At 66.7% G+C, this 16,225-nt stretch carries 16 protein-coding genes; 5 read left to right on the plus strand and 11 right to left on the minus strand.

Features of this window, described 5'->3' with window-relative positions:
• Positions 1-142 precede the first annotated feature (142 nt).
• On the plus strand, positions 143-307 hold the full coding sequence (locus AB4099_RS21385) for a hypothetical protein (RefSeq protein WP_162767951.1): 165 nt from the start codon (positions 143-145) through the stop codon (positions 305-307).
• On the opposite strand, the gene AB4099_RS21390 is transcribed toward AB4099_RS21385, so the two are convergent.
• From AB4099_RS21390 to AB4099_RS21405, 4 genes are all read right to left on the minus strand, one after another.
• On the minus strand, positions 254-3,454 hold the full coding sequence (locus tag AB4099_RS21390; RefSeq protein WP_441479545.1) for an efflux RND transporter permease subunit: 3,201 nt from the start codon (positions 3,452-3,454) through the stop codon (positions 254-256). The two genes, AB4099_RS21385 and AB4099_RS21390, sit on opposite strands and share 54 nt — an antisense overlap.
• On the minus strand, positions 3,451-4,911 hold the full coding sequence (locus AB4099_RS21395; protein ID WP_441479546.1) for an efflux RND transporter periplasmic adaptor subunit: 1,461 nt from the start codon (positions 4,909-4,911) through the stop codon (positions 3,451-3,453). Before AB4099_RS21395 ends, AB4099_RS21390 begins: the two co-directional genes overlap by 4 nt.
• Entirely contained in the window at positions 4,908-5,306 is a 399-nt protein-coding gene (locus tag AB4099_RS21400) for a FixH family protein (RefSeq protein WP_113511458.1), read from the minus strand. Before AB4099_RS21400 ends, AB4099_RS21395 begins: the two co-directional genes overlap by 4 nt.
• A 120-nt stretch (positions 5,307-5,426) precedes the next feature.
• Complete coding sequence (locus tag AB4099_RS21405) at positions 5,427-5,780, minus strand: hypothetical protein (RefSeq protein WP_441479547.1); 354 nt, start codon at positions 5,778-5,780, stop codon at positions 5,427-5,429.
• Positions 5,781-5,993: 213 nt separating this feature from the next.
• Between AB4099_RS21405 and AB4099_RS21410 the strand changes: the two genes are divergently transcribed.
• Positions 5,994-6,392 carry a DUF1236 domain-containing protein gene (locus tag AB4099_RS21410; protein WP_162767950.1) on the plus strand — a complete coding sequence of 133 codons (399 nt, stop codon included), beginning with the start codon at positions 5,994-5,996 and terminating at the stop codon, positions 6,390-6,392.
• An 85-nt stretch (positions 6,393-6,477) separates the two neighbouring features.
• Here AB4099_RS21410 and AB4099_RS21415 read toward each other — a convergent pair whose 3' ends face one another.
• The 3 genes from AB4099_RS21415 to AB4099_RS21425 form a co-directional block, all read right to left on the minus strand.
• Entirely contained in the window at positions 6,478-8,253 is a 1,776-nt protein-coding gene (locus AB4099_RS21415; RefSeq protein WP_441479548.1) for an adenylate/guanylate cyclase domain-containing protein, read from the minus strand.
• A 158-nt stretch (positions 8,254-8,411) separates the two neighbouring features.
• The gene (locus AB4099_RS21420; protein WP_441479549.1) at positions 8,412-8,705 is read right to left on the minus strand and encodes a hypothetical protein; all 294 of its coding nucleotides are present in this window, start codon (positions 8,703-8,705) and stop codon (positions 8,412-8,414) included.
• Positions 8,706-8,928: 223 nt separating this feature from the next.
• Positions 8,929-9,291, minus strand: coding sequence for a GIY-YIG nuclease family protein (locus tag AB4099_RS21425; RefSeq protein WP_441479550.1), 363 nt, complete (start codon positions 9,289-9,291; stop codon positions 8,929-8,931).
• A gap of 98 nt (positions 9,292-9,389) precedes the next feature.
• Here AB4099_RS21425 and AB4099_RS21430 point away from each other — a divergent pair, with 98 nt between their 5' ends.
• The 3 genes from AB4099_RS21430 to AB4099_RS21440 all read left to right on the plus strand — a co-directional run bounded on the left by AB4099_RS21430 (position 9,390) and on the right by AB4099_RS21440 (position 11,206).
• Positions 9,390-10,049, plus strand: a complete 660-nt coding sequence (locus AB4099_RS21430) for a DUF2239 family protein (protein ID WP_441479551.1) — start codon at positions 9,390-9,392, stop codon at positions 10,047-10,049.
• Positions 10,033-10,482 carry a DUF1330 domain-containing protein gene (locus AB4099_RS21435; RefSeq protein WP_441479552.1) on the plus strand — a complete coding sequence of 150 codons (450 nt, stop codon included), beginning with the start codon at positions 10,033-10,035 and terminating at the stop codon, positions 10,480-10,482. The genes AB4099_RS21430 and AB4099_RS21435 overlap by 17 nt, the downstream gene beginning before the upstream one ends.
• A gap of 106 nt (positions 10,483-10,588) precedes the next feature.
• On the plus strand, positions 10,589-11,206 hold the full coding sequence (locus AB4099_RS21440; protein ID WP_441479553.1) for an NUDIX domain-containing protein: 618 nt from the start codon (positions 10,589-10,591) through the stop codon (positions 11,204-11,206).
• Between the two features lie 70 nt (positions 11,207-11,276).
• Here AB4099_RS21440 and AB4099_RS21445 read toward each other — a convergent pair whose 3' ends face one another.
• The 4 genes from AB4099_RS21445 to AB4099_RS21460 form a co-directional block, all read right to left on the minus strand.
• The gene (locus AB4099_RS21445; RefSeq protein WP_441479554.1) at positions 11,277-14,519 is read right to left on the minus strand and encodes an autotransporter outer membrane beta-barrel domain-containing protein; all 3,243 of its coding nucleotides are present in this window, start codon (positions 14,517-14,519) and stop codon (positions 11,277-11,279) included.
• Between the two features lie 141 nt (positions 14,520-14,660).
• The gene (locus AB4099_RS21450) at positions 14,661-15,341 is read right to left on the minus strand and encodes an antibiotic biosynthesis monooxygenase family protein (protein WP_113511435.1); all 681 of its coding nucleotides are present in this window, start codon (positions 15,339-15,341) and stop codon (positions 14,661-14,663) included.
• Positions 15,342-15,370: 29 nt separating this feature from the next.
• The gene (locus AB4099_RS21455; RefSeq protein ID WP_441479555.1) at positions 15,371-15,763 is read right to left on the minus strand and encodes a RidA family protein; all 393 of its coding nucleotides are present in this window, start codon (positions 15,761-15,763) and stop codon (positions 15,371-15,373) included.
• 203 nt (positions 15,764-15,966) lie between these two features.
• The gene (locus tag AB4099_RS21460; protein WP_441479556.1) at positions 15,967-16,152 is read right to left on the minus strand and encodes a hypothetical protein; all 186 of its coding nucleotides are present in this window, start codon (positions 16,150-16,152) and stop codon (positions 15,967-15,969) included.
• Positions 16,153-16,225 lie beyond the last annotated feature (73 nt).

Here is a 16,225-nt window from a genome sequence, read left to right on the forward strand (position 1 = left end):
GCGACCTCGGGCAGGACCAGAAAACCTCCTGGCGAAGGATCGGGCTCGGCAATGTCACGGTCCCGCACGCGGCGTTCAATACGACGAATGCCGTATTTCGTCTGCTTGCGCGCTGCCGCCGGGGCCTGCGAGGCGCCCCCCGATGCGCCGGCTCGGCCGGGCGGCCTGGGTGCACGACTGCGAGCGCGATGCCGACCTGAGCGCCAATCTCAGCGAACGCGTCACGCTCGGCCCCAACCTCGACGGCGAACTCTCAGCCAAGAGCAACCGCCTCGGCGGCTCCGCGCAGCTCAGGGTCAGCTTCTGAGGAAACGGGCGCACGGGATGATGGCGTCGGGGCTGCGATCCCGACACCCCATCCCTTCACAAGCCCGTAGATCGCCGGGATCACCATCAGCGTCAGCACGGTCGACGAGATCATGCCGCCGATCATCGGTACGGCGATGCGCTGCATCACCTCCGACCCCGTGCCGGTGTTCCAGAGGATCGGCAGCAGGCCGGCCGTGATCGCGACCACGGTCATGATCTTGGGGCGCACTCGCTCGACCGCGCCCTGCATGATCGCATCATGGAGATCGGCGCGCGTGAACGCCCTGCCCTCGGCCGCGCAGCGCGCTTTCACCGCCTGCAACGCGTGGTCGAGATAGATCAGCATGATCACGCCGGTCTCGGCCGCGACGCCGGCAAGGGCGATGAAGCCGACCGCGACGGCGACCGACATGTTGAAACCTTCCCACCAGAGCAGCCAGACCCCGCCGATCAGGGCGAAGGGCAGCGAGAGCATGACGATGAAGGTCTCGGTCAACCTGCGGAAATTCAGGTAGAGCAGCAGGACAATGATCGCGAGCGTCAGCGGTACGACCAATTTCAGGCGTGCCTCTGCCCGTTCGAGATACTCGAACTGCCCACTCCAGGCGATGCGGTAGCCGGACGGCAGTTTCACGGACTGATTGATCGCGTCCTGGGCCGCGCGGACATAGCCGCCGAGATCGCGCCCGGCGATATCGACGAAGATATAGGTCGCGAGCTGGCTGTTCTCGGTGCGGATCGTGGTTGCGCCGCGCTTGCGTTCGAGTTTGGCGATCTCTCCGAGTGGGACGGTGCCGCCCGAGGGCAGCGTGACCTGGACCTCGCGCGCGATGGCGTGGGGGTCGGAACGCAGGTCGCGGGGATAGCGGATGGTGACGCCATAGCGTTCTCGGCCCTCGACCATCGTCGTCACCGTCTCGCCGCCCATGGCCATCACGACCGCGTTCTGGACGTCGCCGACGGAGAGCCCATAGCGCCCAAGCGCGATCCGGTCCGGCACGATATCGAGGAAGTAGCCGCCGATGACGCGCTCGGCATAGGCGCTGGTGGTGCCCGGCACAGTGCGCAGCACCGTTTCGATCTGGCGGGCGATGCCCTCCATCTCAGCGAGGTCCGTCCCGAAGACCTTGATGCCGATCGGCGTGCGGATGCCCGTCGCCAGCATGTCGATGCGGGCCCGGATGGGCTGGGTCCAGGCGTTGGAGACGCCGGGAAACTGCAAGGCCTTGTCCATCTCGGCCTTGAGGCTGTCGAGCGTGACGCCGTCGCGCCATTCGGCTTGCGGCTTCAGGTTGATGATGGTCTCGAACATCTCGGTCGGGGCCGGGTCGGTCGCGGTCTGCGCGCGGCCCGCCTTGCCGTAGACCGAGGCGACCTCCGGGATGGACCGGATGATCCGGTTCTGAGTCTGCAGCAACTCCGCCGCCTTGGTCACGGAGATGCCGGGCAAGGTCGTCGGCATGTACATCAGCGCGCCCTCGTTCAGCGTCGGCATGAACTCGGAGCCGAGCTGGCGCGCCGGCCAGATGCTGACGCCGAGCGCCGCCAAGGCCAAGAGGATCGTCAGCGTCTTGGCCCTGAGCACGCCGCGGATGAGCGGGCGGTAGAGAGCGATCAGCACGCGGTTGATCGGGTTCTTGTGCTCGGGAATGATCCTGCCCCTGACGAAGACGACCATCAGCGCCGGCACAAGCGTCACCGACAGCAGGGCCGCGGCCGCCATCGCAAAGGTCTTGGTGTAGGCCAGCGGCCCGAACAGCCGGCCCTCCTCCGCTTCCAGCGAGAAGATCGGCAGGAACGAGACGGTGATGACGAGCAGGCTGAAGAACAGGGCCGGCCCGACCTCGCTTGCCGCCTCGATCAGGATCTCGATGCGTGGCTTGTCGGGCGGCGCCCGTTCGAGATGCTTGTGCGCGTTCTCGATCATGACGATCGCGGCGTCGATCATGGCGCCGACAGCGATCGCGATGCCGCCCAGGCTCATGATGTTGGAGCCTAAACCCAGCGCCTTCATCGCCACGAAGGCGATCAGGATGCCGACCGGCAACATCAGGATCGCGACCAGCGCGCTGCGCAGATGCAGCAGGAAGACGATGCAGACGAGCCCGACGATGAGGCTCTCCTCGATCAACGTCCCCTTCAGCGTCTCGATCGCCCGTTCGATCAGCGGGGACCGGTCATAGACCGGCACGATCTCCGCCCCGCCCGGCAGGCTCGCGGCGATCTCGGCCAGTTGCGCCTTGGCGCCCTCGATCACGCCGAGCGCATTCGCTCCGAAGCGCTGCAGCACGATGCCGCTCGCGACCTCGCCTTCGCCATTGAGTTCGGTGATGCCGCGCCTCTCGTCGGAGCCCAGCTCGACGCGGGCGACGTCGCCAAGGCGCAGCGGCACGCCGCGCTCGCTCCTGAGCACGATCGCCTCGATATCGCTGATCGATTTCAGATAGCCGCGCCCGCGCACCACGAACTCGAATTCGGCAAGCTCGACGGTGCGGCCGCCGACATCCATGTTGCTGCTGCGCACGGCTTCGCGCAGCGCCGCCAGCGAGACACCCTGCGCCCGCAGCCGCACCGGATCGACCACGATGGCGTATTGCTTGACGAAGCCGCCGACGCTGGCGACCTCCGCCACGCCCTCGGCTCGCGAGGCCGCGAAACGCACGAGCCAATCCTGCGTCGAGCGCAGCTCGGCCAGCGTCATCTCCCTGGCCATGACGGCGTATTGATAGACCCAGCCGACGCCGGTCGCGTCCGGGCCGAGCGTTGGCGCGACGCCGGCCGGCAAGCGGCGCGCCGCGGCATTGAGATATTCGAGCACGCGCGAGCGTGCCCAGTACGGATCTGTGCCGTCTTCGAAGATCACATAGACGAAGGAGACCCCGAAGAACGAGAAACCGCGCACGACGCGTGCCTTCGGGACGGTCAGCATCGCGGTCGTCAGCGGATAGGTGACCTGGTCCTCGATCACCTGCGGCGCCTGGCCGGGATACTCGGTGTAGACGATGACCTGGACATCGGAGAGATCGGGGATGGCGTCGAGCGGCAACGTCCTCACGGCATAGACCCCGGCCGCAACGGCAAAGGCCGTGGCGACGAAGACGAGGACGAGGTTGCGCGCCGACCAGGCAATCAGGCGAGCGATCATGGCTTGGTCTCGGAAGACTTGGCGTCGAAAGATTTGGTCTCGGAAGGCTTGGCTTCCGGCGGATTGAGCCCGCTCAAGGCGGCCTTGAGATTGCTCTCGGCATCGATCAGGAAATTGGCCGAAACCACGACGCGGTCGCCGTCAGCCACGCCGTCGCTGATCGCGACCCTGCCATCGCCATGCTGGCCAAGCGTGACCTCGCGCGGCTCGAAGCGGCCCTCCCCACGGTCGAGGATGACGATGCGGCGTGTGCCCGTGTCGATCACGGAACTGTCGGGAACGGTCAGCGCCGAGACCCCGTCGCCCGATCCAATCTCGACATCGGCATACATGTTGGGCAGCAGCATCCCGTTGGGATTGGCGAGTTCGACGCGGACCTTGGTGGTGCGCGTCGCCTCGGCCACCTGCGGATAGATCAGGCCGACCTTGCCCTGGAAGACCGTTTCGGGCCGTCCCCGCAGCCGGACCGTCACGGGCGCACCAATGCGAACGGCAGCAAGTTCACCCTCCGGAACGTCGGCATTGACCCAGATGGTCGAGATGTCGGCGAGCCGGAACAGAGTGTCGCCCGCCGCCACCTTCATGCCCTCGACGACGTTGCGCTCGAGCACGATGCCTTCGCGCGGGGCGGACCAGCCGATCGTGATCGGCACCTTCCGGCTGCGCTCGATCTCGGCCACGATCTCTGCGGGTATGCCGAGGTTTTCGAGGCGCTGACGCGCTCCGCCCTCCGGCGCCCCTCGCGCGGCTGCATTGAGCTCGGTCAGGAACTGCGCGCTCGCGGTGGCGATCTCTGGCGAATAGAGCCTGACGAGCCGATCTCCCTTGGCCACGCGATCGCCGGTGGTGACCGGCGCCACCTCCTGGATGAAGGCATCCGAACGGGTTGCGACCACGGCAACCCGCCGTTCGTCGAGCTGGACGGTCCCTGGCACCCGGATCGACCGCGTGATGGTCCGGCGGCTGACCGGCTCGGAGCGCACGCCGCTGCGTTGCACCCGGCCAGGCGAAAGCGTGATCAACTTCTCGTCAGCGTCCTCGCCCGCATAGACCGGCAGATAATCCATGCCCATCGCGTCCTTCCTGGGCACGGGGGACGTGTCGGGCAGCCCCATGGGATGGCGATAGTAGAGCGGCTTGCGCTCGCCCTTTGCGGCTGCTTCCGGACTGGAGGGAGGCGCCTCGTCATCGAAGCTGACATCCTGGCTCGCATGCAGGGCCAGGAAATCGCGGCCATCCTCGGTCTTGCGCGGCTCGAGCGCATAGAGCGCCGTCCCGTCAGGGTGGCGGTAGTAGACGATCGGCCCGGTCGGTGCCGGTTTCGGCTCAGGCACTGCGGGACGGGTGAACCGATCGAGCCCCGGCACCGGGACGCCGCGCGTGCCGGCGACATACCCGCCAGCCCCAGCTGCCGCGATCGCGGACAGCACAAGCCCGGTTGCGAAGAGGCGCGTCATGGCAGGACTCTCAGATTGAGACGGCTTTCGAGCGTGCCCTCCTCGCCCTGCACCTTCGCAGCCAGCGAGAGCCGCCACCCGCCTGCCATCGTGAGGTTGGTCTTGAAGCGATAGGTGCCAGGCTCGGTCGCGGGCACGGCCTCGATCGGGGACGTCATCGTCTCCATGCCGTCGGGCGCCATGTCGATGCGCCTGGCGAAGATCACGACGTCGGGCACCGGCTTGCCCGAGCGCTTGTCGATGAGCTGGACCGCGACGATGACGCCATGGCCCGGCTTGAGCTCGCCCTGGAGGAGGCGAAACTCATAATCCGTGATCTCTGCGTGGGCTGGTCCCGCAGCCATGGCCAGCGGAAGTGCGGCGGCGAGCGCGCGCAATGCGGTGATGACAGTCATGTTTGGGTTCCGAACCAATGAGGTGCCCGGCTTGCGCAGGGCTGGCGGCGCGGCGACGGGCCACGTCTCACCGACCGCGGCTTGCGCGATCGGGTCCGGCGCTGCCGCGCCGGCTATGCCTCAGGTTCGGGGTGGTCGCGCCGGTGGACCAAAAGGTCGTGTATCGCGCGCAGCATCATCACCGACGAGCCCAACCACGCGGACGATCGGGAGGGACAATGCGGTGAGCGAGGAGGCCGGCTCTGCGGCAAAGCATTTCGTCAGGCAGAAGCTGAGCGCCAAACAGCCCTTCGTGCAGTCCTGCGATCTCTCCTGCTCGGGAGGGCAGCACGGCATATCGGCGGCCATCGGCATCATGGCCTCGGCATCCATACGCGCATAGCCCGCCTTCGCCGGGCTGACGACGGCCGCCAGCATGGTCGCCGTGACGAACAGCGTCAGAACCAGACAATGCGCGAGGCGCCGGAGCTTCATGGGCGCATGAGTGCCACACACCGCTCGCGTTCGAAAGACGGGCCCGTTCAAGACATCGTCAACGCCCTGCGGTCGGGCGCAACCCATCGCGATGCCTCCTGCGCGAGCCTCCGGCTGCATGCTCGTCCTGGGTCAGGCCTCGCAGTATTCCCGGAACCTCAGCGCCGCAGCCTCGTTGGTTCAGGAAGCCCCCACTGTCAGGGAGACCAACAGATGATGAAGACATTTGCATTCGCCGCGGCGCTCGCCGTGCTGCCCGCCACCGTTTTCGCCCAGAACAGCGGGCCGGTCATTCCCGACCCTGCCGGCGGCACGACCCGCGATCCGGCGCTCGGCATCGGCACGGTCGAAGTTCCGCTGAAACGCGATCCGGCCGGCGGCACCATGATCGACGACTCGCCGCGCTTCCGGACCTATGTGATCGAGCAGCGCCTGCCTTCCTATAGCTATGGCCGCCCGGTCGCGGTCGGAACGATCCTGCCGGATGAGGGCATCGTCTATCGCGAGGTCCCCGCCGAATACGGCGCGCCGGGTTATCGCTATACCGTGGTGAACGAGCGCGCCGTCGTGATCGAGCCGCGCACCCGCCGTATCATCCAGATCATCGACTGACCCAGCCCAGGGTCGGGACATGCGCTAGGCCCAACCAAGGCCCGCTCCCGCAAGGGACGGGCCTCGGTCATGGCCCGGTCCGCGCCTATCCCGGTGGCGTCACAGGGGAGATTCCGGCCTCGCGCAGTCCGTTCACCAGCCGCTCGAGCAGATCAGGATCCCGGTAGGGCAAGGCCCGCCTGAGGTGATCGACGGAAAAGCCCGGATTGATCTCAAACACCTCGCGCCAATAGCGCCGGGCCTCGTCGTGACGCCCGATGCGCCCATAGAGGCAGGCGAGATAGAAGCGCGACATGTCGGATCGCGGCGCCAGCGTCAGCCGGCGCTTGAAGGCGATCTCGGCCTCGTCGAAGCGTCCGAGATTCAACAGAACCCTTCCCAGGAAATGCAGCGCCAGGTCGAATTGCGGGTCGAGCCGGTAGGCCCGGGCAAAGAGCGCGAGCGCGTCTTCGTGCCGGCCCTGGAAATCCCTGATACCGCCGAGCCCGGTATGGGCGTTGGCCGAATTGGGGTCGAGTTCGATCCCCCGCTCGGCAGCGCGCTCCGCCTCCTCCAGACGCCGCATGAAGGCCAGGGCAAGCGCGAGCGCGTGATGGCCTTGCGGCTCGGTCTCGTCCGTGTCGATGGCCTTCCGTGCCAGCGCGAACGCCCGCGCGAGATTGTCCTGCGTCGCGCCGTTCCAGAGGTTGACGAACTCGGTCAAGGCGATGATCGAGAGCGTGGCATGGGCCGCCGCCAGCCCCGGATCGATCGCGATGGCACGTTCCAGCATGCTGCGCGCCTCCGTGGCCGATACGGCGTTGAACTCCAGGATGGATCTGCGGGAGCGGACGAGCAGGTCGTAGGCGTCCGGATCGACCTTGCCGCGGCTCTCGCGCCGCTCCTCCTCGCCGGCTGTCAGTTTCACCCGGAGCGCGTTGACGATCGTGCGGGTCACCTCGTCCTGGACGGCAAAGATATCCTCGAGGTCGCGATCGTAGCGCTCGGCCCAGAGATGCCCGCCGGTCGTACCGTCGATCATCTGGGCGTTGATGCGGATCCGGTCTGTCGCCCGGCGCACGCTGCCTTCAAGGATGTAGCGGACGCCAAGCTCCCGGCTGACCTGGCGGATATCCGGCGCCTTGCCCTTGTAAGCGAAGGAGGAATTGCGGGCGATGACGAAGAGACCGGAGACCTTGGACAGATCGGTGATGATGTCCTCGGTGATGCCGTCGGCGAAATAGCCCTGCTCCGGGTCGCCGGACATGTTGTCGAACGGCAGGACGGCGATCGAGGGCTTGGCCGGAAGCCGCGGCTCGGCCTCCATGAGTGGCCTGAGCGCATCGCCGACACCGTGCGGCGCCCAGCTCCAGACATGCACCGGGCGCGCGATGTTCTTGACATCGTGCCGGCCGCTATCGGCGAAATCGATACTGACGCGGCCATGGACATGGTCGTGGACGCTGTCCGAGATCGCGACGCCGCCGGGGCTGGCGAGCGTCTGGAGACGGGCAGCCACATTGACCCCATCGCCGTAGAGGTCGCTGTCCTCGACCATGATGTCGCCGAGATTGACGCCGACGCGCAGGACGATGGCCCGGTCGCCCGACATGCCGTTATTGGCGGCCGCCATCGCCTGCTGCAGCGCCGCGGCACACTCGACGGCATTGACGGCGCTGCCGAATTCGACAAAGGCGCCGTCGCCGGTGCGCTTGAAAACGCGGCCCTGATGGTGCGCGACGAGCGGCTCCAGCACCTCTTTCCAACGCGCCATCAGCAGCATGTGGGTGTTGCTTTCGTCCCGCTCCATGAGCCGGCTGTAACCGACCACGTCAGCGGCCAGGATGGCAGCAAGCCGGCGTCTGATGGATTCGTTGGCCATGCGCCTTCCCTGCCCCCATCGCTCCTGCTTCCGGGCCTATACAGCCTGGCTCGCCATCCGCCCGGCCCTTCGCCGTCGTTCCCGCTCAAGCCGAGCGGTTGAGCGCGCGTCGCCTCCTGCGCACGAGAACCACGCCGAAACCTCGCCTGGAACAGGGCTCAGCCTTGATCGAGGAGCCCCTGCGCCAGTTCCTCCCATTCCTCATCGAGCGTCAGGCGTGACGCTATGGCGCCGCAGCGTCGATACCAATACTCCGCGTTCGATTGATCGCCCTCCTTGCGATGGAGATAGGCATGCACCTGCATGCCCGCCCTGTCCTCGTGCTCCTGCGCGCGCTCATGCGCCTTGTGCCAATCGCCCTTTGCATCCCACCATAGCGCCTGCAGAGCCGAGCCCAGGCCGGCAGGCGGCTGTGGTTGCGCAATCGAAGCCTTGAAGGTCCGCAGATCCATTTTTGGCCACCGTCGCGAAATCCAGGCGTGCGATCATACCCGCGCCAGCGGCCGAGCAGTAGCGTGGATCAGGCGATGCCGGGATGCCCCTCATCGGGTCGGGAGCGCCGCTTCGCAGGAGCCACCGCCGCTCTCCCAAGTCCTCTGGCGCGGTCGCTGCTACCGCCCCGCATCCGAATGATCGCGCCGAACAGATGGTCCACGCGCCACCGCCGGATCGTCGTCAGATCGGCTCGACCTGCAGGGTCTTGCACCAATGCGCCAGTCGATCCCTCAGAAAGCGGTCGAGGACATAGGGCAATGTCTCGAGATCCACCCGCTCGACGACCTCGAAGCTGAAGCTCTCGGCACCATGGTCGCGCCACGCGCTCTGGAGGGAGCGATGCGTGTTGGCGCCCTGGCGCAGCGTGAACGACAGGCGGTTCCAGATCGTGCCGAGATCGGGCGCGCTTCCCGCCCATTGCTGTCCGGTCGTCGCGCAGGCGACGACATAGATGCCGGGAACCGCCTTGCGCAGCTTGTAGGCCGCGACGGCCGCTTTCCTATCCTCGGATTTCACGATCCACCTTCCCGTTGCACCAGCCATCCGGCTATCGCCCGGCCATTGGCGTCATTTATACCCGGATGATATTTGCATCAAGATATTTACCCGGGTAATATACATTCATTATCAGAGAGCCCGTCATGAGTGATTTTCTGTCCAAGCCCTGCACCGCCTTCCAGGGAACGAGCCGCATCGCCGCTGGCCCGCTGATCGATGTCGCGCCGGCCGTGAAGGCGGCGATGGAAGCCGATCCCGCTTCGGCCTGTCTCACCTTCGACGATGCGACCGGCGCCGTGGTCGACCTCAATCTGCGCGGCGAGACCGCGGAGATCGTGGCGCGCCTGACTGAGCGTGCCGAGGCGGCGGATCGCGCGACGCCAGCGGTCCTCCGGCCCGAGGCGAGCGACGGGACGCCGGAGCGGGGCCGCGGCCGGCCGAAACTCGGCGTCGTCGCCCGGGAGGTGACATTGCTCCCCCGGCACTGGGACTGGCTGGCGATGCAGCCGGGAGGTGCGTCGCAGGCCTTGCGCAGGCTGGTGGAGGAGGCGCGACGCGGCGATGGCGGCCGCAGCCGGGCCCGCGCCGCGCAGACGGCGACCTACACTTTCATCGCGGCGATGGCCGGCGACCTTCCGGGTTTCGAGGAGGCGACTCGTGCCTTGTTCGCAGGCGATCACGCGCGCTTTGCCGAGCAGAACCGCACCTGGCCGCCGGATATCCGCTCCTACGCGGAAAGCCTGATGATGAGCGGAACCGCCAGGCCGCAAGAGGAAGATGCGGCCGATGCAACCCTATCTTGAACCCAGCCAGGAGGCGGGGCGCGCCCTGTTCCTGCGTGCCATTCCTGGCGAGGTCGTCATGCTCAACCTGCTGCGCCTGCGCGCGGTCGCCGACTATGCCGCCGCCCCCGAATTGGCGCCGGCGCAGCCGATCAGCGGCATTGAGGCCTATGAGCGCTATATCGCCCATACCCTGCCCTATCTGGCCGGGAGCGGTGGAGCGCTGCTGTTCCTTGGCGAGGGCGGCCCTTTCCTGATCGGCCCGGCAAACGAGCGCTGGGACCGCGCGCTCCTGGTGAAACAGAGCTCCGTGCAGGCCTTCATGGCCTTTGCCGGGGGTGAGGCCTATCTCGCCGGCCTCGGACACCGCACGGCCGCGGTCGAGGATTCGCGCCTGCTGCCGCTGGTTCAGACGCCGCTGCCACCCGTGCCGAACGGCGCGGTACACGCGTAACGCCATGTGAGCCGGCGGAGACCCAGGCATCCGCAACGAAGACGGCGAGATGGGCGGCCTTCGCCGCCAATGTCGCGACTGGCCGTCGCGGCATGGATATAGGGAGATGGCGCCGCGGCGCACGGCGCGTGGGGATGAGGCAGTGGCGGGCATGTCGCAGGAAATCGAAATGGAGAGCCCGGTTTGCGAGATCACGGCGCTATCGACCCGTGTCGTCTACCAGAACAGGTGGATGACCGTCAGGGAAGACAAGATCCAACGCAGCGACGGCTCCACGGGCCTCTATGGCGTCGTCGAGAAGAGCGACTTCGCACTGGTCATCCCGGTCAATGCCGACGGTTCGCTCTGCCTTGTCGAACAGTACCGATACCCGGTGAAGGGCCGATTCTGGGAGTTCCCGCAAGGCTCCTGGGAGGGCGTCGCCACGGCTGATCCTCTCGATCTGGCGCGCGGCGAACTCGCGGAGGAGACCGGCCTCCTGGCCAGGGAGATGCACTATGTCGGGCATCTCTTCGAGTGTTACGGCTACTCCACGCAAGGCTGCCATATCTTCATCGCGCGCGATCTGCAGGCGACGGAAACCAGGCTCGATCCGGAGGAGCAAGGGCTGATCAGCCAGTCCTTTGCCCTTGAAGCCGTCATCGCCATGGTAGGGGATGGCCGGATCAAGGACGCAATGAGCATCGCAGCCCTTGGCCTCTGCCGCCTGAAGGGGCTGCTCTGATGGCGGGCGCCAACACACCAATGGCCCGGAGCTGAAATCTCCCGGCTGGGCCCGCCCCCCCCAACCACCCTTAAAAGCTGACCTTGAGCTGTGCGGAACCGCCGAGGCGGTTGCTGCCCGCGGCGATCTCGCCGTCGAGATTGAGGCCGAGCGTGATGCGCTCGCTGAGCCTGGCGCTGAGGCCGGCGGCGACGAGCGCGCTGTTGCGGTCGGCCTCAGCGCCCGTCGCCGTGAAGGCGGCTCCGGGCAGGCCGGCCAGGCTCGCCGTCAGATCGGCATCGCGCTGGTAATAATGGGCCCAGGCCGCCCGGACATAGCCGGTGACGGGAACCCCGCTCACAAGAGTGTCGGCATCGAGCTGCAGGCCGAGCTCGCTGCGGCTCGTGACGTCGTTGCGCTTGGCCAGTGCCAGCGCGCCGGCATTGGCGCCGGCCCAGTTCGTCTCCAGCACGCCCGGACTCTGCGCCCGCGTCGCCTGAAGCGCGGCCAGCGGCGAGAGGCTGAGGCCGTTCCAGTTCAGCAGAGTGGCGCTCGCCTGCAGGCGACCGCTCCAGGCCGTGGTGTCGTAAGACGAGGACAGGCTGCTGCCGAGCGCCGGGATGCCGCGGCTGACCTCATTGTCGAGCCGGGCATAGCTGGCGGCCGCGCCGAGCCTGACCGGGCCGAGCTGACTGACGCCATAGAGACCGGCCTGGAAGACATCGGCATCGATCTTCCCGAGCAGGCCGGGCAGCGAGGCCCGCGCGCTGCCGACGGAGACCGCGAAGCCGGCAACGGTGCCGGGCCTCAGCCGCAGATCGACCCCCGTCGCGAGATGGGCATCGTCGATCTTGCGGCGGCCTGAGCCCACCGCCGCATTGCCGTCGGTGCGGCCATAGGAGCCAAAACCCGAGCCCCAGACCGAATAGGCGGGAGCATCGAGCCGCGCTTGCGCGGCGGGCTGATCCGCGCCCTTGCGCACCAGGCCGGAGAAACTTGCCGCTCCGGGGCCGGAGCCGCCGATGTCACCGAGCCGGCCGGCCGCCCAGGGGTCGAGCATCGCCCGCAGGAACTGGTCGGACGCGACCTCGGCCAGTGCCGGCGCGGCTGTATGGATTTCGCCCGACAAGCTGTTCACGGCGGCCGGGATCGCAGCCGAAGGCAGGTTGTAGATCCCGAACAGCGACGAGGGATCGCCGCCATTGGCCACGGCGCCGTCGATCGCCGAGGCGATGGCATAGGCGTTGGCCGGAGCCGTGACCCCGAGCTGCGGTGTCGGGTTCACGATCGGGGCCAGCGGTTTCGGCGCCAGGGTCAGCCGGACCTCGTTGGCGGTGTAGTTCACGCCCGTGGTGACGCCGTCGCCAAAGCTGCCGGTCATGTCGACCGGGCTGAAGCTGGAGCCTCCAAGCCCGCCCGCCGCCGAGAGCAGCGTATAGGGGCTGTTGAACGTGTAGGCGCCGCCGAGCGGCACGATCCGCAGAGTGCCGGCGAGCGAGGCCGTGCCGGTGACGGCGACCCGATCCGCTACTGCGCCCTGGACTTCCGCGACATAGGTCGAGCCGGGGTTCAGCGTCAGGTTGCCATTGACCGTCAGCGTCCCCGGCGAATTGCCGGGCGACAACGTGCCGCCATTGATCACCGTCGTCGGCACCGTGCCTGAGCCGCCGAGCGTGGCGCCGGCTGCGACCGTCACCACGGACGAGCTCGCGATCGAGCCGTTGACGATGAGCGTGCCTGAGATGACCGAGGTCGCGCCCGTATAGGTATTTGTGTCGGTCAAGGTCAGGGCGCCGGCTCCCCGTTTGATAACCGAGCCGGTGCCCGAGATCGTGTCGCCGAACGTCATCGCGCCGCTGCGGTTGAAGACCAGTAGCGCGTTGTTGACGACGTCGCCTGCGATCGACCCGCTCGCGCCGCCATCGCCGATCTGCAGAACGCCGCCGCTGATCGTCGTTCCGCCGGAATAACTGTGGGTGCCGGTCAGGAGCAACGTGCCAGCACCGGCCTTGGACAGCGCCCCGGTCCCCGAAAAGGACTCCGTCACGGTGAAGATATTGCCGGCGTCGACGATGTCGAAGCCGCCGCCATTGCTGCCGAAGGCGATGGTGCGTCCGAGCTGCGTCAGCGCCGTGCCGGTGACACGCAAGGCGCCGCCATCGAGCTGCAGATTGCCAGCGCTGCCGCCCAGATTGGCGTCAGCCGAGATCGAAAGGGCGCCCGCCGCGATCGTGGTGCCACCGGTATAGGTGTTGGTGCCAGTCAAGGTCAGGGTGCTGGTGCCTCGCTGCGCAACCGAGCCTGAGCCCGAGATCGTGCCGCCGAAGGTCACTGCATTGCTGCGGTTGAAGGCCAGCTGTCCATTGTTGTCGACGTCGCCGAGAATGGATCCGCTGTTGCTGCCGGCTCCGACCTGCAGGACGCCGGCATCGATCGTCGTTCCACCGGTATAGCTATTCGCCCCGGTCAGCGTCAGCGTAGCCACGCCCTGCTTGGTCAGGCCGCCACTCCCGGAGAAACCGGCGGAGATGCCGATATCGTGGCCATTGCTGTCGATGAAGGCCCCGCCAACCTGAATCTGAAGGTCGCCGGGATTGAAGCCCGACACGAAGGTCGGCTGGCTCGACGTGGCGCGGAGCCCGCCGCCATTGAAACTCATCCGCCCCGTGCCGTTACCCTTCAGGATCTGGCCTGTTTCCAGCATGCCGCGCCCGCCGACAGCGCCGTTCAGATTGAGCGTGCCGTCGCCGCTCAACGTGGAGCCAATCCGCGTGATTGTACTCGTCACGGTGCCGCCAGCATCGATGGTCAACGTGCCGCCGCTCTGAAATCCAAGCAAAAGCTCGCCGCTGAGCTCCAAGCGAGAATTTGCACCTGTTACCGTTGCGGCGCCGCCCGTGAAGGTCGAGTATCCGATGTAACCCGTAGTTGCCGTCGCCACGCCACCCGCCGCCACGGTGAGCGTGCCGCTGCCCTGAAATCCCACGACAATCTCTGCATCATTGCTCCAGCGGGAGTTCGTGCCGGTCACCGTGACCGTGCCGCTCGCCGCCGAGCCGGTCCCGATGATGCTGGTGCCGGTGCTCGTCACCGTGCCGCCGCCCGCGATCGTGAGGCTTCCGGTGCCGGAGTTGCCAACGCTAAGCGGTGCCCCGACTGTCCAGTTCGTACTGCCCCCTGGAATGGCTGGCGAAACATTGCCCGTTCCAGTCACCGATTGAGCGCAGGCGACAGAGGTACCGAGCAGGCAGGAGGCGAGGCCAATGCCCGCGGAAAGACCGGGCTTTCGGACAGGTCGCTTCCGCGTCAGCCCCTCGCAGACAATCGCACTCACCAGAGTATCCTCGGAATCCAGTTTTACACGCCGAATTGCCGAATATGCAGATTCTCGACACGCGGTCACTATGCCTCTGCGGCATGACCGAGGATGCCGACCGGGCCTGGAAAGGCGATGCCTCGTCTCTGCCCCGTTGTCTTATCCGGCACGCTGCCGCGGCGGCACATCGGGGTAATATTGCGGGGCCTCGCGCCGGTCGAACATGCCATAGTCGCGTACGACACGCACATGGCGCAACCTCTGTGCGGCGAGCGATGCCTTGTCCTGAAAGCCCTTCGCCGCCGTCTCGTCGCGCCAGGACAGCAGCAGGATAAGGTCGCCGGGCGTCAGCACCGCGTCGAACACATCCCATGACAGCAGGCCATCCGTTTCCGGGAGCAGGCCGAGAGACGCCGCGCACTCGGCCGCATCCGCGTGCTCTCCCAACTCTGCAGGCCTTGGCCCGGTCACCAGCGTGACCGTCGTCCCCTCGCCCGCTTGCGTCTCGTCGAGACGCTGCTGCTGAAGCGTCTGGCCTTCCGGGATCTGCGTGTCCCGCGTGATCTCGCCGACACGCAGGTGATAGTCGAGGAAGATGCCGGACCGGCCCTTCTCCTGAGCGAAGTGGTGGCGCATCGTCGTGCGCCAGCGCACCACCGCCTTCTCGTCACGCCAGCCCGAGAGCGAGAGCAGCCAGCCCTCGCGGGTCATGCTGCGATAGCGGATATTGTCGACGAAACCATCCACCGCCTCGAGTTCGGGCCGCAGCGACCTGGCCACACCGAGATAGGCATCCCATTGCTCCGGCGCCGGATGCACTTCGAAGATCACAGAGAACATCGGCTTCTCCTCGGACCGCGCTCCTCGCATCACACGGCGGCGATGCAATCCATCTCGATGTCGAAGCCGCCATTCCAGGCCGGGACGTTGATGAAGATCCGGGCTGGCGGATCCCCGGGGAAGAAGCGGCGATAGACCTCGTTGACCGCCGGGAACATCTCGACCGAGGTGACGTAGACATTGACCTTCAGGACGTCGTCGAGGGAGGAGCCAGCCGTCTCGACGCAGAGCTTCATCTGCTCCAGGACAAGCTCCGTCTGGCGCTCGATCCCGCCCGTATAGATCTCGCCTGTCTCCGGATCGAATGGCGGCGCGCCGGATACGTAGATCGTATCGCCGTGCCTGGTGACCGTCGATGTCGGCGCCTTGTACCTTTCAAGATAGCTCGCCAGCGGTTCGACACGAATGATCTGTCTTTTCACGGCGGCTACTCCCGTTGCGCATGCCTGATCGAGATCGCCGCGACGCGCTCTTGGCGCGACGAGAACCCGGCACTTGGTATGCCGCATCTCTACTCCCAGGCCGCTGCGGCAGTCATGCCGCAATGCTACGGTCGCGGCCGTAGGATTGCGGCTTCCTCGCGCGTCGCATCGGAGTGGCGCGGGACACGGAAGAAGGCGTGCCTCTATTCAGCGCCGCCGATAGCAGTCTTCTCGCCCGGTTTCGGATCCGGTTTGTCGGCCGACCCCGTATCCCTAACCGCTGGATTGATCGAGACCTTGTTCAAGGACTCCTTGTCCGGCGCCCCCTGGATCGACTTCACTTTCTGTTGTTCTTCCGGCGACAGCTTGTTTCCGCGTCCATCACGCATGACGACCTCCTCTTGCTTCTCGCCGGAGAACCGCCGGGAGAGCTGGAGGTTCCTCGTGAGCGGACTCATCGCG

This window comes from Allobosea sp. 2KB_26 (assembly GCF_052115715.1).
Taxonomy (GTDB): domain Bacteria; phylum Pseudomonadota; class Alphaproteobacteria; order Rhizobiales; family Beijerinckiaceae; genus Allobosea.